Annotated in this window: 17 protein-coding genes; 5 read left to right on the forward strand and 12 right to left on the reverse strand. The window is 68.7% G+C overall.

Going from position 1 to position 15,913, the window contains the following annotated elements:
* Positions 1-4 precede the first annotated feature (4 nt).
* Together ACLIME_RS05800 and ACLIME_RS05805 are read right to left on the reverse strand one after the other, a co-directional pair.
* Positions 5-1,024, reverse strand: coding sequence for an SPFH domain-containing protein (locus tag ACLIME_RS05800; protein ID WP_079705990.1), 1,020 nt, complete (start codon positions 1,022-1,024; stop codon positions 5-7).
* Between the two features lie 2 nt (positions 1,025-1,026).
* Positions 1,027-1,518: an NfeD family protein gene (locus ACLIME_RS05805; RefSeq protein WP_064296968.1), complete on the reverse strand. Its 492-nt coding sequence runs from the start codon at positions 1,516-1,518 to the stop codon at positions 1,027-1,029.
* Positions 1,519-1,712: 194 nt separating this feature from the next.
* On the opposite strand from ACLIME_RS05805, the gene ACLIME_RS05810 reads away from it, so the two are divergent.
* On the forward strand, positions 1,713-2,477 hold the full coding sequence (locus ACLIME_RS05810; RefSeq protein ID WP_079705991.1) for an SDR family oxidoreductase: 765 nt from the start codon (positions 1,713-1,715) through the stop codon (positions 2,475-2,477).
* Between the two features lie 73 nt (positions 2,478-2,550).
* Here the strand turns inward: ACLIME_RS05810 and ACLIME_RS05815 are convergent, their stop codons facing one another.
* Complete coding sequence (locus ACLIME_RS05815; protein WP_164486949.1) at positions 2,551-3,144, reverse strand: HdeD family acid-resistance protein; 594 nt, start codon at positions 3,142-3,144, stop codon at positions 2,551-2,553.
* Between the two features lie 166 nt (positions 3,145-3,310).
* Here ACLIME_RS05815 and ACLIME_RS05820 point away from each other — a divergent pair, with 166 nt between their 5' ends.
* Entirely contained in the window at positions 3,311-5,683 is a 2,373-nt protein-coding gene (locus ACLIME_RS05820) for an ATP-binding cassette domain-containing protein (RefSeq protein WP_411558406.1), read from the forward strand.
* 111 nt (positions 5,684-5,794) lie between these two features.
* Here the strand turns inward: ACLIME_RS05820 and ACLIME_RS05825 are convergent, their stop codons facing one another.
* The 4 genes from ACLIME_RS05825 to ACLIME_RS05840 form a co-directional block, all read right to left on the reverse strand.
* A complete protein-coding gene (locus ACLIME_RS05825) occupies positions 5,795-6,499 on the reverse strand; it encodes a response regulator transcription factor (protein WP_411558407.1) in 705 nt (234 codons plus the stop codon).
* A complete protein-coding gene (locus ACLIME_RS05830; RefSeq protein ID WP_411558408.1) occupies positions 6,496-7,707 on the reverse strand; it encodes a sensor histidine kinase in 1,212 nt (403 codons plus the stop codon). Before ACLIME_RS05830 ends, ACLIME_RS05825 begins: the two co-directional genes overlap by 4 nt.
* 63 nt (positions 7,708-7,770) lie before the next feature.
* Complete coding sequence (locus ACLIME_RS05835; RefSeq protein ID WP_411558409.1) at positions 7,771-8,592, reverse strand: ABC transporter permease; 822 nt, start codon at positions 8,590-8,592, stop codon at positions 7,771-7,773.
* A gap of 29 nt (positions 8,593-8,621) precedes the next feature.
* The gene (locus ACLIME_RS05840; RefSeq protein WP_411558410.1) at positions 8,622-9,524 is read right to left on the reverse strand and encodes an ABC transporter ATP-binding protein; all 903 of its coding nucleotides are present in this window, start codon (positions 9,522-9,524) and stop codon (positions 8,622-8,624) included.
* A 263-nt stretch (positions 9,525-9,787) separates the two neighbouring features.
* Here ACLIME_RS05840 and ACLIME_RS05845 point away from each other — a divergent pair, with 263 nt between their 5' ends.
* Complete coding sequence (locus ACLIME_RS05845; RefSeq protein WP_411558411.1) at positions 9,788-10,366, forward strand: TetR/AcrR family transcriptional regulator; 579 nt, start codon at positions 9,788-9,790, stop codon at positions 10,364-10,366.
* 21 nt (positions 10,367-10,387) lie between these two features.
* On the opposite strand, the gene ACLIME_RS05850 is transcribed toward ACLIME_RS05845, so the two are convergent.
* The 5 genes from ACLIME_RS05850 to trpD all read right to left on the reverse strand — a co-directional run bounded on the left by ACLIME_RS05850 (position 10,388) and on the right by trpD (position 14,232).
* Positions 10,388-10,612: a hypothetical protein gene (locus tag ACLIME_RS05850; RefSeq protein WP_133059937.1), complete on the reverse strand. Its 225-nt coding sequence runs from the start codon at positions 10,610-10,612 to the stop codon at positions 10,388-10,390.
* 84 nt (positions 10,613-10,696) lie between these two features.
* On the reverse strand, positions 10,697-11,407 hold the full coding sequence (gene dhaM / locus ACLIME_RS05855; RefSeq protein WP_411558412.1) for a dihydroxyacetone kinase phosphoryl donor subunit DhaM: 711 nt from the start codon (positions 11,405-11,407) through the stop codon (positions 10,697-10,699).
* Entirely contained in the window at positions 11,404-12,048 is a 645-nt protein-coding gene (dhaL, locus tag ACLIME_RS05860; RefSeq protein ID WP_411558413.1) for a dihydroxyacetone kinase subunit DhaL, read from the reverse strand. The genes dhaM and dhaL overlap by 4 nt, the downstream gene beginning before the upstream one ends.
* 4 nt (positions 12,049-12,052) lie before the next feature.
* The gene (gene dhaK, locus ACLIME_RS05865; RefSeq protein WP_411558414.1) at positions 12,053-13,054 is read right to left on the reverse strand and encodes a dihydroxyacetone kinase subunit DhaK; all 1,002 of its coding nucleotides are present in this window, start codon (positions 13,052-13,054) and stop codon (positions 12,053-12,055) included.
* Positions 13,055-13,170: 116 nt separating this feature from the next.
* Positions 13,171-14,232 (reverse strand): anthranilate phosphoribosyltransferase, encoded by a 1,062-nt coding sequence (gene trpD / locus ACLIME_RS05870; RefSeq protein ID WP_124769392.1) that lies wholly within the window; start codon positions 14,230-14,232, stop codon positions 13,171-13,173.
* 144 nt (positions 14,233-14,376) lie between these two features.
* Here trpD and ACLIME_RS05875 point away from each other — a divergent pair, with 144 nt between their 5' ends.
* The gene (locus ACLIME_RS05875; RefSeq protein ID WP_085510949.1) at positions 14,377-15,045 is read left to right on the forward strand and encodes a heme-copper oxidase subunit III; all 669 of its coding nucleotides are present in this window, start codon (positions 14,377-14,379) and stop codon (positions 15,043-15,045) included.
* An 18-nt stretch (positions 15,046-15,063) separates the two neighbouring features.
* Positions 15,064-15,909 carry a cytochrome c gene (locus ACLIME_RS05880; RefSeq protein WP_064296976.1) on the forward strand — a complete coding sequence of 282 codons (846 nt, stop codon included), beginning with the start codon at positions 15,064-15,066 and terminating at the stop codon, positions 15,907-15,909.
* Positions 15,910-15,913 lie beyond the last annotated feature (4 nt).

A 15,913-nucleotide genomic window follows, 5' to 3' on the forward strand; every position in this document is an offset into this window, starting at 1 on the left:
GTGCTCAGCCCTCGGGCTGGACGGGAGTCGTCGGCGCCGGTGGCGTCTGGGGTGACGAGGCCGGCGCTGCGGTGAAGGAGGGCGTCTGCGCAGCTGCGGCCGCCGCCCGTGCCGTGGCTGCAGGGTCGCGGGTGTTGCCCGGCCCGAAGGCGGAGCCGATGCCCTTGAGCGCCTCGGTCAGTTCGCTCGGGATGACCCAGAGCTTGTTCGCCTGGCCTTCCGCGAGCTTCGGGAGCATCTGCAGGTACTGGTAGCCCAGGAGCTTCTCGTCGGGGTCGCCGTCGTGGATGGCCTTGAACACCGTCTGGATGGCGGACGCCTCACCCTGAGCACGGAGCACGGCTGCCTGGGCATCACCCTCGGCGCGGAGGATCTCGGCCTGCCGCGCACCCTCGGCCGTCAGGATCGCCGACTGCTTGGTTCCCTCAGCGGTGAGGATGAGGGCACGACGGTCGCGCTCGGCCCGCATCTGCTTCTCCATGGAGTCCTGGATGGAGAGCGGCGGGTCGATCGCCTTGAGCTCGACGCGTCCGACGCGGATGCCCCATTTACCGGTCGCCTCGTCGAGCACGATGCGGAGCTTGCTGTTGATCTCGTCGCGGCTCGTCAGCGCCTCCTCGAGGTTCAGCCCACCGACGACGTTTCGGAGCGTCGTCGTGGTCAGCTGCTCGACGGCTCCCAGGTAGTTCGCGATCTCGTACGTCGCGGCTCGCGCGTCGGTCACCTGGAAGTAGACGACCGTGTCGATCGAGACGACGAGGTTGTCCTCGGTGATCACCGGCTGCGGCGGGAAGGAGACGACGGTCTCGCGCAGATCGATGAGCGGCCGCAACCGGTCGATGAACGGGATGAGCAGGTTCAGACCCGGCAAGAGGGTCTTGTGGTACTTGCCGAGCCGCTCGACCACACCGGCGCTCGCCTGCGGGATGATGCGGATGGATCGGAACAGCACCACCAGCACGAAGATGACGACGATGGCCGCGATCACCCAGCCGATGATCGCTCCTGATGAGATGTCGTTCACGACTACTCCTTCTGCTCGCCCAGCGGTGCCGGGTGGGTTGGGACGGGGACGACGACGGCGGTGGCACCGTCGACGACGGACAGGACGATGCGCGTGCCGGGCTCGAGGGACGACGCGGGGGAGTCGTGCGGGGTCCTGGCGGTCCAGACCTCGCCGTTGCCGAGCTTCACCTGGCCACCGTGCGGGGTCACCGTCGAGAGCACGAGCCCCGGCATGCCGAGGAGCGCGTCGACGTTGCTCTTCGCCGGGTCCGCGCCGCGTTGCAGCGCTCGGAGCAGCGGCGGCCTGACGGCCAACAGGAGCAGGAGGGCGGCAGCGGCTGCGATGAGCAGCTGGAGCCACCACGGAGCGCCGAGGAGGCCGGAGAGCAGCCCGACGGTGCCGCCGAGCGCGAGCATGAGGAAGGTGAACTCGAGCGACAGGATCTCGATGATGACGAACACGAGGATCAGGACCAACCAGGCGATCCAGGCGTACTCGGTGATGACGTCCATGGTGCGGATTCCTCCCGGATCGGCTCTCGCGTCTGCCGCCTCGCAGTCCGGGGGAGCGCGAGACGGTGCGCCGGTCGGGTTCAACGCTATCAGCTGGGTGGACCGCCGAACCGGATCCGTCTGCCGGTTGTTGGTAAGGTCGTTGGCTGGAACCAGCCGCCGATGAGCGGCCCCAGATCTGAAGGAGCCCTCACGTGACGAACCCCCTGGCCGCCGGATCACTCTCCGGGAAGAACGTCCTCGTGACGGGCTCGTCCCGCGGCATCGGTGCCGACACCATCCGGTACTTCGCCGGTGCCGGCGCCAACGTCGTGATCAACTACCGGAACAAGGAGGCTCGCGCCGTCAAGCTCGCCGACGAAGTGCGAGCCCTCGGTGTGCAAGCCCTGGTGGTCGGAGCCGACCTCACCGACCCCACCTCGGTCGCCGCCATGTTCGCGACCACGAAGGCCGAACTCGGCGACCTCGACGTCCTGGTGCTGAACGCCTCCGGAGGGATGGAGAGCGGCATGGCCGAGGACTACGCCATGCAGCTCAACCGGGACGCACAGGTGAGCGTCGTCGAACACGCCCTCCCGCTGCTCCGCCCCGGCTCGCGGATCGTGTTCGTCACGAGCCACCAGGCGCACTTCATCCGGACCACGCCGACGATGCCCGAGTACGTCCCGGTCGCGACGTCCAAGCGTGCAGGCGAGGACGCGCTCCGCGCCAAGCAGGACCAGTTCGACGCGGCCGGTGTCGAGTTCGTGGTCGTCTCAGGCGACATGATCGAGGGGACCATCACCGCGACCCTCCTCGAACGCGCCAACCCCGGTGCGATCAGCTCCCGCAAGGAGTCGGCCGGTCGTCTCTACAACGTGGGTGAGTTCGCGGCCGAGGTCGCCTCGGCCGCCGTGGACCCGATCCCCGAGGACCACACCCGCTACGTGGGGGACACGAGCGACTTCATCGCCGAGTAATCGACGATCCTGACACGACGACGAACGCCCGGTCCTTCGAGGGACCGGGCGTTCGTCGTCCTGCCACCAGGTGTCAGCCGGCGAGACCGGCCCGCTTCACCTGCTTGCCGAAGGTGATCGCCTGGATGATCTCGACGACGCCGGCCGCGATGAGGAAGAACGCGGTGACGAGCAGGAGGGTCACGGCGGCGAGCAGCGGGTTCGCGAGGACGAACACGCCTGCGACGACGCTGATGACGCCGTAGAGGATGGTGATCCACCGCGACACGTCGGGTGCCGAGTCGAACAGCGAGGCCACGCCCTCGACGATCCAGGAGACACCGATCACGAAGACGAGCGCGCCGATGCCGAGCAGCGGATCGATGAAGATGTAGACGCCGGCGGCCAGCAGCAGCACACCGAACACGATCGTGAGGACCCGCCAGAGTCCGCCGTGCTCCCGAGCGACGACGCCACGCGTGATGCGGGCGATCCCGGCGACCAGGAAGTAGACGGCGAAGATCCACGCGACGGCGACCAGCGAGGCCTTCGGCGCGACCAGCAGGAAGACACCCAAGAGGATCGTGAGGATCCCACCGACGGCGAAGGCCCATCGGACACCGGAGATCTGGCTCGCGGTCAGCTTGGCGGAGTTCAGCGTGTAGGTGGTGGTGGATGATTCGGACATGGTCGGCTCCTGACGGTGGACAGTGCGGCGCTCCCGAGCAGACCGGGTGCGTTCCACCAGTGTGACGCATTCACACAGGTGTTTCACAGCATGACCTTTCATGTCGCGCGGGTCCAGTGCCGATCGAGGCGAGACGCCGACGATGACGACGGATACGCTGATCGCCATGAGCGAGACGCCGATGCACACCAGGGCCGCCGACAGCCACGACGTCATCCGGGTCAGGGGCGCCCGCGAGCACAATCTGCGCGACGTCGACGTCGACCTCCCGAAGCGCCGCCTCACCGTGTTCACCGGTGTGTCCGGCTCGGGGAAGAGCTCACTCGTCTTCGGGACGATCGCCGCCGAGTCGCAGCGGATGATCAACGAGACCTACAGCGCGTTCGTCCAGGGCTTCATGCCGTCGCAGGCGCGGCCCGACGTCGACGTGCTCGAGGGACTCACCACGGCGATCATCGTCGACCAGGAGCGGATGGGCGCGAACTCACGTTCGACGGTGGGCACGGCGACGGACGCGAACACCATGCTGCGCATCCTCTTCAGTCGGATCGGAGACCCGTCCATCGGGTCTCCGCAGGCCTTCTCCTTCAACGTCGCCTCGATCAGCGGCGCCGGAGCGGTGACCATCGAGCGCGGGGGACAGAGTACGAAGGAACGGCGGAGCTTCTCGATCACCGGCGGCATGTGCCCTCGGTGCGAGGGGATGGGGACCGTGAACGACATCGACCGTTCCCAGCTCTACGACGCCACGAAGTCGCTCAACCAGGGTGCACTCACGATCCCCGGCTACACACCCGACGGCTGGGGCGTGCGGATCTTCACCGGATCCGGATTCCTCGACGCGGACAAGCCCATCCAGGACTACACGGAGCGGGAGCTCCACGATTTCCTCCACAAGGAGCCGGTGAAGGTCAAGGTCGGCGACATCAACATGACCTACGAGGGCCTGATCCCGAAGGTGCAGAAGTCGTTCCTCTCGAAGGACCGTGAGGCGATGCAGCCGCACATCCGCGCATTCGTCGACCGCGCCGTCACCTTCACCACGTGTCCGGCGTGCGACGGGACCCGCCTGAGCGAGGGTGCACGGAGTTCGCGCATCGCCGGTCGGAACATCGCCGAACTGTGCGCGATGCAGATCAGCGACCTCGCGGCGTGGACCCGGGCGCTCGACGCACCGTCGGTGCGCCCACTCCTGACGGTCCTCCAGGAGACGCTGGACTCCTTCGTCGCCATCGGGCTGGGGTACCTGTCGCTCGACCGCACGACGGGCACCCTCTCGGGTGGGGAGGCGCAGCGGACGAAGATGATCCGCCATCTGGGGTCGTCGCTCACCGACGTGACCTACGTGTTCGACGAGCCGACCGTCGGACTGCACCCGCATGACATCCAGCGGATGAACGAACTGCTCCTGCGGCTCCGCGACAAGGGGAACACCGTCCTCGTCGTGGAACACAAGCCGGAGACGATCACGATCGCCGACCACGTCGTCGACCTCGGCCCCGGTGCAGGGACCGGCGGGGGACGGGTGACGTTCCAGGGGAGCGTGGACGGCCTCCGAGCGAGCGACACCCTCACCGGGCGCCACTTCGACGACCGCGCCGCGCTCAAGCCGGCGCTGCGTCGACCGACCGGTGTCATCGAGATCCGCGGCGCCGACCGGCACAACCTGCAGGCCGTCGACGTCGACGTGCCGCTCGGCGTCCTCGTGGTCGTCACGGGTGTCGCCGGCTCGGGCAAGAGCTCCCTCATCCACGGCTCGGTCGCCGGGCGTGCCGGTGTGGTGACGGTCGACCAGAGCCCGATCCGCGGCTCGCGTCGCAGCAACCCGGCGACGTACACGGGTCTGCTCGAGCCCATCCGCAAGGCGTTCGCAAAGGCCAACGGGGTCAAGCCGGCGCTGTTCAGCTCGAACTCGGCGGGTGCATGCCCGAACTGCAACGGCGCCGGGGTCGTCTTCACCGATCTCGGCGTCATGGCGAGCGTCTCGACCGTCTGCGAGGTGTGCGAGGGTCGCCGGTTCGATGCTTCCGTTCTGGAATATCAGTTGGGGGAGCGGGACATCAGCGAGGTGCTCGCGATGTCGGTGACGGAGGCCGAGGCCTTCTTCGCCGACGGGCCGGCCCGGACGCCAGCCGCGCACCTCATCTTGGCGCGACTCGTCGACGTCGGGCTCGGCTACGTCAGCCTCGGACAGCCGTTGACGACCCTGTCAGGAGGCGAACGACAGCGACTCAAACTGGCGACGCAGATGGCCGATTCGGGCGAGGTCTACATCCTGGACGAGCCGACGACGGGCCTGCACCTCGCCGACGTGGAGAACCTGCTCGGGCTCCTGGACCGGTTGGTGGACTCCGGCAAGTCGGTCATCGTCATCGAGCATCATCAGGCGGTCATGGCGCATGCGGACTGGATCGTCGACCTCGGACCCGGCGCAGGTCACGACGGCGGACGTCTGGTGTTCACCGGGACGCCCGCAGCGCTCGTCGCCGATCGCTCGACGCTGACCGGAGAACATCTCGCTCGGTACATCGGTTCCTGACGCGCCCCGGTCGTCGCCGCGATCCTCAGGTCGGTGATGTAGGCGGACGTGACCCGATCGGACCCCGCTCGCGGCGGGCTGGAAAAAGCTGATAATGCACATTATGTCAACTCAGTCGAATCTGACCCGCCCCACTGCGCGGGTTCGAAGCTCCTGTCCCAGGATCACCGCGTGGACCCGGTCGCGGAGGTGCAACTTGGCGAAGATGCGGTTGACGTGCGTCTTGACCGTGGACGGCGACAAATGGAGTGCGTCGGAGATCTCACGATTCGAGAGCCCGGCGACGATGCATCCGAACACGTCGAGCTCGCGCGGGCTGAGCGGGTCCAGTGTGTGGGCTGTCCCACCTGCTCCCCCGTGCTCGCGCGACCGTCCACCGGAGGCATAGTGCTCGACGAGTCGCTTCGTGATCCTGGGTTCGACGACGGCTTCGCCGGCATGGATCGTCCGAACAGCCTCCTGCAACCGGTCTGGAGGGGTGCTCTTCAGCAGGAAGGCGCTGGCGCCCGCGTCGAGGCCTCCGAACGCGTACTCGTCGATGTCGAAGGTGGTGAGGATGAGGACGCGTGTGGCCGGGTGGACCGTGGTGATGATCCTGGTCGCTTCGACGCCGCCCATGCCGGGCATCCGCACATCCATGAGGACGACGTCCGGTCGCAGTTCCCGTGCACGCCGAATCGCCTCCTCACCCGTCGCCGCCTCCCCCACGACCTCGATGTCGGGCGCGGAGTCCAGGGTCAGCGCGCTGCCCATCCGGACGAGTTCCTGGTCGTCCACCACCAGCACGCTGATGATCGAGGGACTGGTCGCGCTCACGTCGCTGCTCCTCGCTCGATGTGCAGCGTCGCGCTCGTCGACCAGCCCCCGCCCGCGCACGGCCCTGCTTCGCTCGTGCCGCCGTACGCCGCGGCTCGAGCGGCGATACCCGGGAGCCCCTGCCCACTCCCCTGGCTCGGAGCTCGAGTTCGGTGGGTGTCGATACGGCCGTCGTCGGTGACCCGCACCGCGACGGTGCCGGGCGCCACGTCGATGCCGACCTCGACCCGCGTGGGGTCGACGGCGTACCGCAACACGTTGGTGAGCGACTCCTGGACGATCCGGTACACCGTCGTCACCAGCGCGGGCTGCTCCGGCATGGCCCCGCCGGAGCGGGTGAGCGTGACGGGCATGCCGGTGCTGCGGAAGACCTCGACGACCTCCTCCACGTCGGAGACGTTGTGTCCCGACCGGTGCAGACGCTGATCCAGCACCGCATCCCCCTCTCGGAGTACCTGCAGGACGCGGTTCATCTCGCCCAGCGCGCTGCGCCCGACGCCACCCAGCTGCGCGAGCGCTCGGGCCGACCGCTCGGGGTGCCGTTCCCAGCCGCTGGACGCCCCGTCCGCGAGGGAGATCATCGTCGACAGCGAGTGGGCGACGACATCGTGCATCTCCGCGGCGATCCGCTGCCGCTCCACCACCCGCGCCGTGGTGAGTCGTTGGTTCACGAGTTGTGTGAGGGCCGCTCGGCGCTGCGTCACACCGCGGGCGGCGACACCTGCGGCAAGAGCGAGCAGCGCCAGCGGTTCCAGCAACGACGGGGCCTGGGACGACCCCGTCATGAGCAGACGGACGAGCAGTCCCGCCGCAGGGAGTCCCACGAGGACCGCATAGCCCGACAGCGCGGTTCTGGTGGGCAGCATGGCGGCTACCGTATACAGCGCGACGGCGGCGGGCAGCGTCACCGGTGCGACGGGGGCGGGCAGGAGCACACCCGCCGTGTTCGCGAGCGCGACGGCGACGAGGATCGCCCGCGGATACCGACGCCGCCACAACAGGAGCACGCTGGAGAGGATCACCAACGGCAACCCCGGCCAGAGCGGTTGCGCACCCGGCAGGACCAGCCCGAGCGCCTGGACCAGGAGACAGGTCACTGCGACCAGTGCGTCGACCACACGCTGGTGGGCGCTGAACCAGCGCAGCACGCGAGTGCCGAGGACACGGTCGACCTCCGCGGCGTCCACGACCGGCTGGATCGCACTCATACCCTTGCCACCTCCACGCTGAGCTCGGCTCCCATTCTCCCTCGCGCCCCTCGTGAGCACCGTTCAGGCGTCGCGGCGCAGGAACGTGATCGCTGCGACGACGAACGACGCCAGCGTCCAGATCAGCAGAACGGCATATCCGGTCCACGGTCCCATCGGGTCCGTACCGGTCGGGGCGAGGAGCAGGGAGCCGGCCTGGATCGGGAAGAAGCGGGTGATCTCGGTGCCGTATTCGGAGAACATCTGCGGGATCACCGGCACGATGAGGAGGAGCACGATCGTCGCTAGCACCGCGGCGACGACGTTGCGGATGATGGTGCCGAGTGCGATTCCGAGAATGCTGATGGTGGCCAGGTAGAGCCCGGATCCGAGCACCAACCGCGCCAGCTCGGGTGTTTCCAGCACATAGCCGTATCCGCCCCCGGCCAGGATGATGGGCGCGAGGGCGAACCCGACGGCTGAGCTGACGACACCGATGAGGAACGAGACACCCGCGATGATCGAGGCCTTCGCGACCAGCACCGCCGTCCGACGCGGAACCGCGAGCAGTGTCGTGCCGATCTGCGCGGACCGGTACTCGTTCGTGATCATCAGGACGGCGAGCACCGCGAGGACGATCCCGACGTAACCGGTCTTGTCGACGGTCATCTCGGGGTAGGCGTCGTAGTTCGCCTTCGGTGACCCGCGGTCGCGGAAGACGTACGCCCAGGGCATCGCGATCCCGTTCGCGGTCAGCAGCAGGAACGCGAATCCTGCGAGGACGTGGTTCGAGGCGAGTCCACGGAACTTGATCCATTCGGAGACGATCGTGCCGCCGAGGCTGACCTCGCCTGCGGGGAAGCGCCGCACGACGGGTGCCGCGGCCATGTCGGTGGTGGTGCTCATGAGGATGGTCCTTTCGAGGGGGCGCGACGTCAGGCGGAGACGAATTCCTGCGCGTCGCGGGTGAGTCGGTTGTAGGCCTCTTCGAGGGTCTGGCGCAGGGGCGTCAGCTCGGTGATCAGCACTCCCGCCTCGTTTGCGGCACGGGCGATCTGCTCCGCGGAGAGGCCCTCCACGTCCAGTACGCCCGGCTCGCTCGACGCGACGGTCGCCCCCGCTGAGGTGATCCGGCGAGTGAATGCAGGCACATCGAGGGTGCGAACGCGGACACGACCGTCTCCCTGCTCGGTGAGCGAACCGATGGGCGCGTCCGCGATGATCTCGCCGCGACCGATGATGATCACGTGGTCCGCGATGAGTGCGAGCTCGTTCAGGAGGTGCGAGGACAGGAACACCGTCCGCCCCTCGGCCGCCAGCCGGGCCAGGAGCTCCCGGACCCAGGTCACGCCCTCGGGGTCCAGGCCGTTGACCGGCTCGTCGAGGATGAGCGTGCCCGGATCGCCCAGCAGTGCCGCGGCGATCCCCAAGCGCTGACCCATCCCGAGGGAGAACCCGCCGACCTTCTTCCTGGCGACCGCGCTGAGACCCGTCGCCTCGAGGACCTCGTCGACGCGCGAGCGCGGGATGCGGTGCGTCGCCGCGATCGAGGTGAGGTGGTTCAGCGCCGACCGCGAGCGGTGCGCCGCCCTCGCGTCCAGCAGAGCACCGACCTCGCGCAGCGGCGCGGCGAACGCTCGGTACTCAGAGCCGTCGATACGTGCACGACCAGCGGTGGGACGGTCGAGCCCGACGATCGAACGCATCGTCGTGGACTTGCCGGCGCCGTTCGGCCCCAGGAACCCGGTGACCTTGCCCGATTGGACACTGAAACTCACATCGCGCACCGCGTACGTGCCTCGGTAGGTCTTGGTCAGCCCCTCCACGTCGATCGTCATGGCGTCTTCCTCCTGCTCGTAGCGGTCACCTCGTGCCATCGACGCTACGGACGCGTGTGCGTCGGCGACTGCCAACCAGGGGTTGATCATCGTCGTCGCACTCCGCGGCGACCTGCTCGCCGAGCGTCCGGCCGCGAGGGAGCACCGCCTTGCGCTCCGAGCTGCGCGACATGATCGCATTGACGGGGAAGTCAGCTCTGACCTGGACCGAATTGATAGAGTGCGTGCTCTAGAGTAGGTGCACTAGGAATACGGGAGCAGTCATGCCGAGAATCGTCGACCCACAGCGGTTCACCGCGCGCCAGACCGCGATCCTCGCTGCTGCCTACCGCTGTTTCGCCACCGAGGGGTATGAGACCACGTCGACGGCTGATATCTGCCGAGCGGCGGACATCTCCTCGGGGACCCTGTTCCACTACTTCCCCACCAAGCTCGACATCCTGGTCACGCTGCTGCGCGTGAGCGCCGCCTGGACCGAGGAGCAACTGCACCTCGCCACGCGCGCCGGGCCTGGGCGCCCTGCGTTGACCACCTATCTCGGCGCACTCGACCGCCAACGGGCTGCCGATCAGACGGTCGGTTTCGCTCGCGCGGTCCAGGGCATGGCGCATCTCCACGACGTGGCGGCCGTCCTCGACGTCGAGCGGGACATGGTCGACCGCTTCCTCCTCGACCACATCACCGAGGCGGTTCGCACCAGCGCTGCCCGCTCCGACGCCACGCCGGAGCAGCTCGTCCGATGGGTGCGCTGGCTCGTCGACGGCAGCGCACTGCACGAGACGCCGGCGTCGAGCACGACGGGTGTCAGCGTCGCCGTCCGGTCGTTGCTCCTCCTCGGATGACGGCGTAGGCCACCGGGGTCGTCAGGCCGACGGAGCAGGTCGATCGGGGTCCTGGTCCCAGAGCGGCATCCCGAACTCGTTGACCGGGACGGCGGACTGCGCCGGGTCCGGAAGCCGCTCCCCCGTCGGGCAGGTCATGAAGTGATCGTGCCCGGAGGAACGGTCGAAGGTGTGCTCGGCGAGCGGATGGCCACAGACCGTGCACTGGCGGTCTTCGGTGTCCGACGTCTTCGTCTGCTCGTTCATGCGGGTCATGCTACGCCGACCGCCGGCGTCGACCACCCCGTTGCGCACGGGGCGCCGACCTGCTTCCGCCCCGAGCGCGACCCGTCAGACCTCTCCGAAGCCGGATTCGATGAGCGACGCCAGTGCCCCGATGGCATCCTCCGCGTCCGGACCGTCCGCCTGCAGCTCCACGACCGCCCCTTTGACGAGGCCCAGTGACATGATCCCGAGCAGGCTCTTGGCGTCCTTCCCGTTCACGACCACCTTGGCCGCGAACGTGCTCGCCAGCTTCACGAACTCCGCAGCGGGTCGAGCGTGGAGCCCGTCCTTGTTCCGCAGGGTCACGGAGGCTGCGGCGTGGGGCGCTGTCGGGTCGTCGGACCCACCCGCCTGAATCGCCTCGTCGGCGCCGTGCTGGGCAGGGCCACCACCGGCTGCGGACCGCGCGGCGGCCACGACCTCGTCGAGCGACGCGCCGGTCTGCGCGGCCACGGCTGCGGCGACCCCGCCTTCGACGAGCGGGGCGTCGACGATGCGTACCCGGCCCCGGACATCGTCGTCGAGGAAGTCGAGTGCCGTCTCAGCGGTGAGGATCGCCGATCCCAGATCGCACAGCACCACCACCCCGGCCCCGGAGTCCACGGCGGCGATCCCGGCGGAGACCAGCTCGAAGCTCGTGCCGATCCCTCCCTCATCGGTACCGCCGGCTGCGGCGAGGGCCGCGTCGGGCGCCATCTGGCGCGCCAAGGCGATGAGCCCTTCCGCGATCAGCGCGCTGTGCGAGACGAAGACGAGGCCGACGGCTCCCCCGCTCATGCAGCACCCTCCCCAGCGGCGGCAGCCGCCGCTTGCAGGAGATAGGAGGTGGACTGCGCCCCAGGGTCGCGGTGCCCGATGGCCCGTTCTCCGAGGTAGCTGGCGCGCCCCTTGCGGGCGACGAGCGGTTCGGTCGCGGCGGCGCCACCCCACGCGGCGTCCGCGGCTGCGGCCAGCACCCGTGCGGGCGAATCCCCCGCTGCCGCCGCCGCTGAGGCAGCGTCCACGGCGGGTGTCCACGCGTCGATCATGGTCTTGTCGCCGACCTCGGCCTTGCCACGGAGCACGATCCCGTCGCGTGCCGCCGTCAGCAGGGCGACGACGGCATCGGCGTCGAGGTCCTCCTGGCCGGCCACGGCGATCGACGCCTTGAGCAGCGCAGTGCCGTACAGCGGGCCGCTCGCGCCTCCGACGGTCGAGATGAGCGTCGTCGCGGCGAGCTTGAGGATGTCGGCGGGCGTCGCATCAGCAGGCTGCTCGTCGAGCTTCGGCAGGATCGCGGAGAACCCGCGGTCGAGGTTCTCGCCATGGTCGCCGTCCCCGATGTCGCGGTCGAGCGTGATCAGCTCCACCCGATGCTCTGCGACGACCGCCGCACTCCCCCGCATCCAGGCGATCGCCCAGGCTCCGTTCAATCCCATCCGTCTACCGTCCCCACCGGAGCGCCGCGGTCTGCACCGGGGCGTCCCACAATTCGATCAGTTCGTCGTCGAGTTTCAGGAGGGTGATCGACACACCCTGCATCTCGAGGCTGGTCGTGTAGTTCCCCACGAGCGACCGGGCCACCTCGATCCCGCGCTCCGCGAGCGCCTCGGCCACGCGGCGGAAGACGATGAAGAGCTCCACCTGCGGTGTCCCGCCCATCCCGTTCACGAGGACGAGGGCCCGCTCGCCCGGCGCGTACGGAAGGTCCTCGAGGATGGCGGCGAGCAGCCGGTCGACGATCCGGTCGGCGGGCTCCAGCGGGATGCGTTCACGGCCGGGCTCACCGTGGATCCCGATGCCGATCTCGATCTCGTCGTCGGCCAGGGTGAAACTCGGCTCGCCCGCGTGCGGGACGACGCACGGTGTGAGTGCCACGCCCATCGTGCGGGTGCGCTCGTTGACCTTCGTCGCGAGGTCGGCGACCTCGTCGAGTCCTCCCCCGGCCTCGGCACGTGCGCCGGCGAGCTTCTCCACGAGGACGGTGCCGGCGACACCCCGTCGCCCCGCCGTGTAGAGCGAGTCCTTCACCGCGACGTCGTCGTCGACGATGACCGAGCGCACCTCGATGCCCTCGGCCAGCGCGAGGTCGGCCGCGGTCTCGAAGTTGAGGACGTCGCCTGTGTAGTTCTTGACGATGTGCAGGACGCCGGCACCACCGTCCACCGCCTTCGTGGCGGCGAGGATGGGGTCCGGAGTGGGCGAGGTGAACACCGGGCCGGGTACGGCGGCGTCGAGCATCCCGAATCCGACGAACCCGCCGTGGAGGGGCTCGTGCCCGCTGCCGCCGCCGCTCACGATCCCCACCTTCCCGGCGACCGGGGCATCGGCTCGGGCGATGAACACCGGGTCGAGCGACACGGTGACGAGGTCGGAGTGCGCGGCGCCGAATCCGGCCACCGCCTCGACGACGACGTCTTTGGGATCATTGATGAGCTTCTTCATTGAATCCTCCTGCAAGATCGGTTCGGGTCCGCCGACCGGGTACGCCGGCATCGGGTCTCAACCTACGCGCTGCGGCCCACCGCCGGTAGGGCCGGAAGACCCGGCCACGGCGCGGATCAGCGCGAGCCGAGCGTGCGGGTGGCGTCCACCCAGGCGTCGAGGGTCGCGGTCGCCGCACCCGAGTCGATGACGGCCGCGGCGGACACGAGTGCGGCGGCGAACCGCTCGAGGATCGGCCGCTGGGCCTGCGTCGGATCCTCCGACAGTTCGAACGCCACGATCCCGGCCGCGGCGTTCAGCAGGACGATGTCGCGGACCGGACCCTCCTCGCCGGCGAGCGTGGCGCGCACGACACCGGCATTGTGCTGGGCGTCACCGCCGATGAGATCGTCGATCGACGCACGGCGGATGCCGAGCTCCCGGGGATCCAGGTCGTGCTCGGTGACGGCTCCGCGGGTGACCTCCCAGAGGTGGCTGTGCCCTGTCGTCGTCAGTTCGTCGAGTCCGTCGTCGCCCCGGAAGACGAGGGCGGTCGCTCCGCGCGTCTGGAAGACGCCCACGAACAGCGGGATGCGGTCGGCGTGCGCGACGCCGACCGCCGACGCCTCCGGCCGGGCCGGGTTGACGAGCGGGCCCAGGAAGTTGAAGACCGTCGGCACGCCGAGCTCCGCACGGACCGGTCCAGCGTGGCCGAAACCGGGGTGGAACGCCGCCGCGTACGCGAAGGTGATGCCCGTCGACGCCAGCACCTCCCCCACCAGGTCCGTCGGCAGGGCGAGGTCGACGCCCAGCGCCGAGAGCACGTCGCTCGATCCCGAGGCGGAACTCGCCGCACGGTTGCCGTGCTTGATGACGGGGATGCCCGTCGCCGCGGCGACGATGGAGGCGGTCGTCGAGATGTTGACCGTGCCGAAGCGGTCGCCGCCGGTGCCGACGATGTCGAGGGCCCGGGACGGGGCGACGAGCGGCTTCGCGTGGTCGAGGATCGCGTCGCGGAACCCGACGATCTCGTCGACCGTCTCCCCCTTACGGCGCAACGCGATCAGGAAGCCGGCGAGCTGGGCGTCCGTCACCTGGCCGGTCATGATCCGCTCCATGGCCCACGTCGACTCCGACACACTGAGATCGGTTCCGGCGAGCAGGTCGCCGATGAGCGTCGGCCAGGTCGTGAGAGGCATGTCGACGATCTTACAAGCGCGACTCGCCGACGCCTCGAGCGGCCTGTGGAGCCGAAGATCACATGAATCCCGCAGCAGAACCGAAGATTCCGGTCAGGAAATAAGGCTAGCCTTACTGAACCGAGCGTGCTCGCCGCCCCCGAAATGCGAAAAACCGCTCCGGCTTTCGGCCATAATGGAGGGGTGACGAGCACCTCAATCAACCTTGCGCCGAGCGCGCCCCGGATCAACCGACCGAACACGGTCGCGGTTGGAACGATCGTCTGGCTGGGCAGCGAGGTCATGTTCTTCGCCGGCCTCTTCGCGATCTACTTCACGCTGCGATCGATGGCTCCCGAGCTGTGGGCGGCCGAGGCCGGTCGCCTGAACGTCCCGTACTCGACGATCAACACGATCATCCTCGTGTCCTCGTCGTTCACGTGCCAGTTCGGCGTCTTCGCAGCGGAGCGCATGCAGCCCCGCATGACGGGCTGGAGCCCGCGCAAGTGGGGCATGGTCGAGTGGTTCTTCCTCACCTACGCCCTGGGCGCCGTGTTCGTCTCCGGCCAGATCCTCGAGTACGCGACGCTCGTCAGCGAGGGTATCTCCCTCAGCTCGAACGCGTACGGCTCGGCGTTCTACCTCACGACCGGCTTCCACGGCCTGCACGTGACCGGCGGCCTCATCGCCTTCCTCCTCGTGATCGGCCGTGCCTATGCCGTCAAACGATTCGGCCACAAGGAGGCGACGAGCGCCATCGTCGTCTCGTACTACTGGCACTTCGTCGACGTCGTGTGGATCGGCCTCTACTTCGTCATCTACATCCTGCGCTGACCCGGAATGACTGACTCCATGAAGACTGACCCCACCCAGACGACGACCACCAAGGCGTCCAAGAAGGCCGCCCGCGCCACGCGCAAGAGCGGCCGCCGCAGCCCGTTCGCCTCGGCGGCGCTGCTCGCGATCGGCCTCCTCGTGACCGGTGGCGCCTACGCAGCCGTCAGCGTCAGCACGGCCAGCGCAGAGCCCGTAGCCGCCGCCAAGTCGCAGGCCTCCGTCGACGAGGGCGAGAAGCTCTTCTCCGCGAACTGCGCCACCTGCCACGGCCTCGACATGCAGGGCACGACCGCCGGACCGAGCCTCCTCGGCGTCGGTGCCGCCGCCGTCGACTTCCAGGTCGGCACCGGCCGGATGCCGCTGCAGAACCAGGGCCCGCAGGCCCCGGAGAAGCCCGTGCAGTTCACCGAGGAGCAGATCTCCTCCCTCGCGGCCTACGTCGCCTCGGTCGCACCCGGCCCGGAGATCCCCGAGGAGCAGTACCTCGACGGTGAGGGCGACGCCTCCAACGGCGCACAGCTCTTCCGCATCAACTGCGCGATGTGCCACAACGTCGCAGCCGCCGGTGGCGCCTTGACCGAGGGCAAGTACGCTCCCTCGCTCGTCGGCGTCAGCGCCGCCCACATCTACGAGGCCATGATCACCGGCCCGCAGAACATGCCCGTCTTCAACGACATGAACCTCTCCCCCGAGGACAAGCGCGACATCATCACCGCGCTCAAGTTCATGGAGAAGAACCCGTCACCGGGCGGCAACGACCTCGGCTCGCTCGGCCCCGTCTCCGAGGGCCTGTTCCTCTGGATCTTCGGCCTCGGCTCGATCGTGGCCCTCACCGTCTGGATCACCGCGAAGTCGAACTGACCGA

Source organism: Plantibacter sp. MPB07 (genome assembly GCF_046619465.1).
GTDB lineage: Bacteria > Actinomycetota > Actinomycetes > Actinomycetales > Microbacteriaceae > Plantibacter > Plantibacter auratus.

Coding starts and splice junctions, on each gene's coding strand:
- ACLIME_RS05805 (WP_064296968.1), bottom strand. CDS start 1,518: ATGGACGTCATCACCGAGTACGCCTGGATCGCCTGGTTGGTCCTGATC.
- ACLIME_RS05815 (WP_164486949.1), bottom strand. CDS start 3,144: ATGTCCGAATCATCCACCACCACCTACACGCTGAACTCCGCCAAGCTG.
- ACLIME_RS05820 (WP_411558406.1), top strand. CDS start 3,311: ATGAGCGAGACGCCGATGCACACCAGGGCCGCCGACAGCCACGACGTC.
- ACLIME_RS05830 (WP_411558408.1), bottom strand. CDS start 7,707: ATGAGTGCGATCCAGCCGGTCGTGGACGCCGCGGAGGTCGACCGTGTC.
- ACLIME_RS05835 (WP_411558409.1), bottom strand. CDS start 8,592: ATGAGCACCACCACCGACATGGCCGCGGCACCCGTCGTGCGGCGCTTC.
- ACLIME_RS05840 (WP_411558410.1), bottom strand. CDS start 9,524: ATGACGATCGACGTGGAGGGGCTGACCAAGACCTACCGAGGCACGTAC.
- ACLIME_RS05845 (WP_411558411.1), top strand. CDS start 9,788: ATGCCGAGAATCGTCGACCCACAGCGGTTCACCGCGCGCCAGACCGCG.
- ACLIME_RS05850 (WP_133059937.1), bottom strand. CDS start 10,612: ATGAACGAGCAGACGAAGACGTCGGACACCGAAGACCGCCAGTGCACG.
- dhaM (WP_411558412.1), bottom strand. CDS start 11,407: ATGAGCGGGGGAGCCGTCGGCCTCGTCTTCGTCTCGCACAGCGCGCTG.
- dhaL (WP_411558413.1), bottom strand. CDS start 12,048: ATGGGATTGAACGGAGCCTGGGCGATCGCCTGGATGCGGGGGAGTGCG.
- dhaK (WP_411558414.1), bottom strand. CDS start 13,054: ATGAAGAAGCTCATCAATGATCCCAAAGACGTCGTCGTCGAGGCGGTG.
- trpD (WP_124769392.1), bottom strand. CDS start 14,232: ATGCCTCTCACGACCTGGCCGACGCTCATCGGCGACCTGCTCGCCGGA.
- ACLIME_RS05875 (WP_085510949.1), top strand. CDS start 14,377: ATGCGAAAAACCGCTCCGGCTTTCGGCCATAATGGAGGGGTGACGAGC.
- ACLIME_RS05880 (WP_064296976.1), top strand. CDS start 15,064: ATGAAGACTGACCCCACCCAGACGACGACCACCAAGGCGTCCAAGAAG.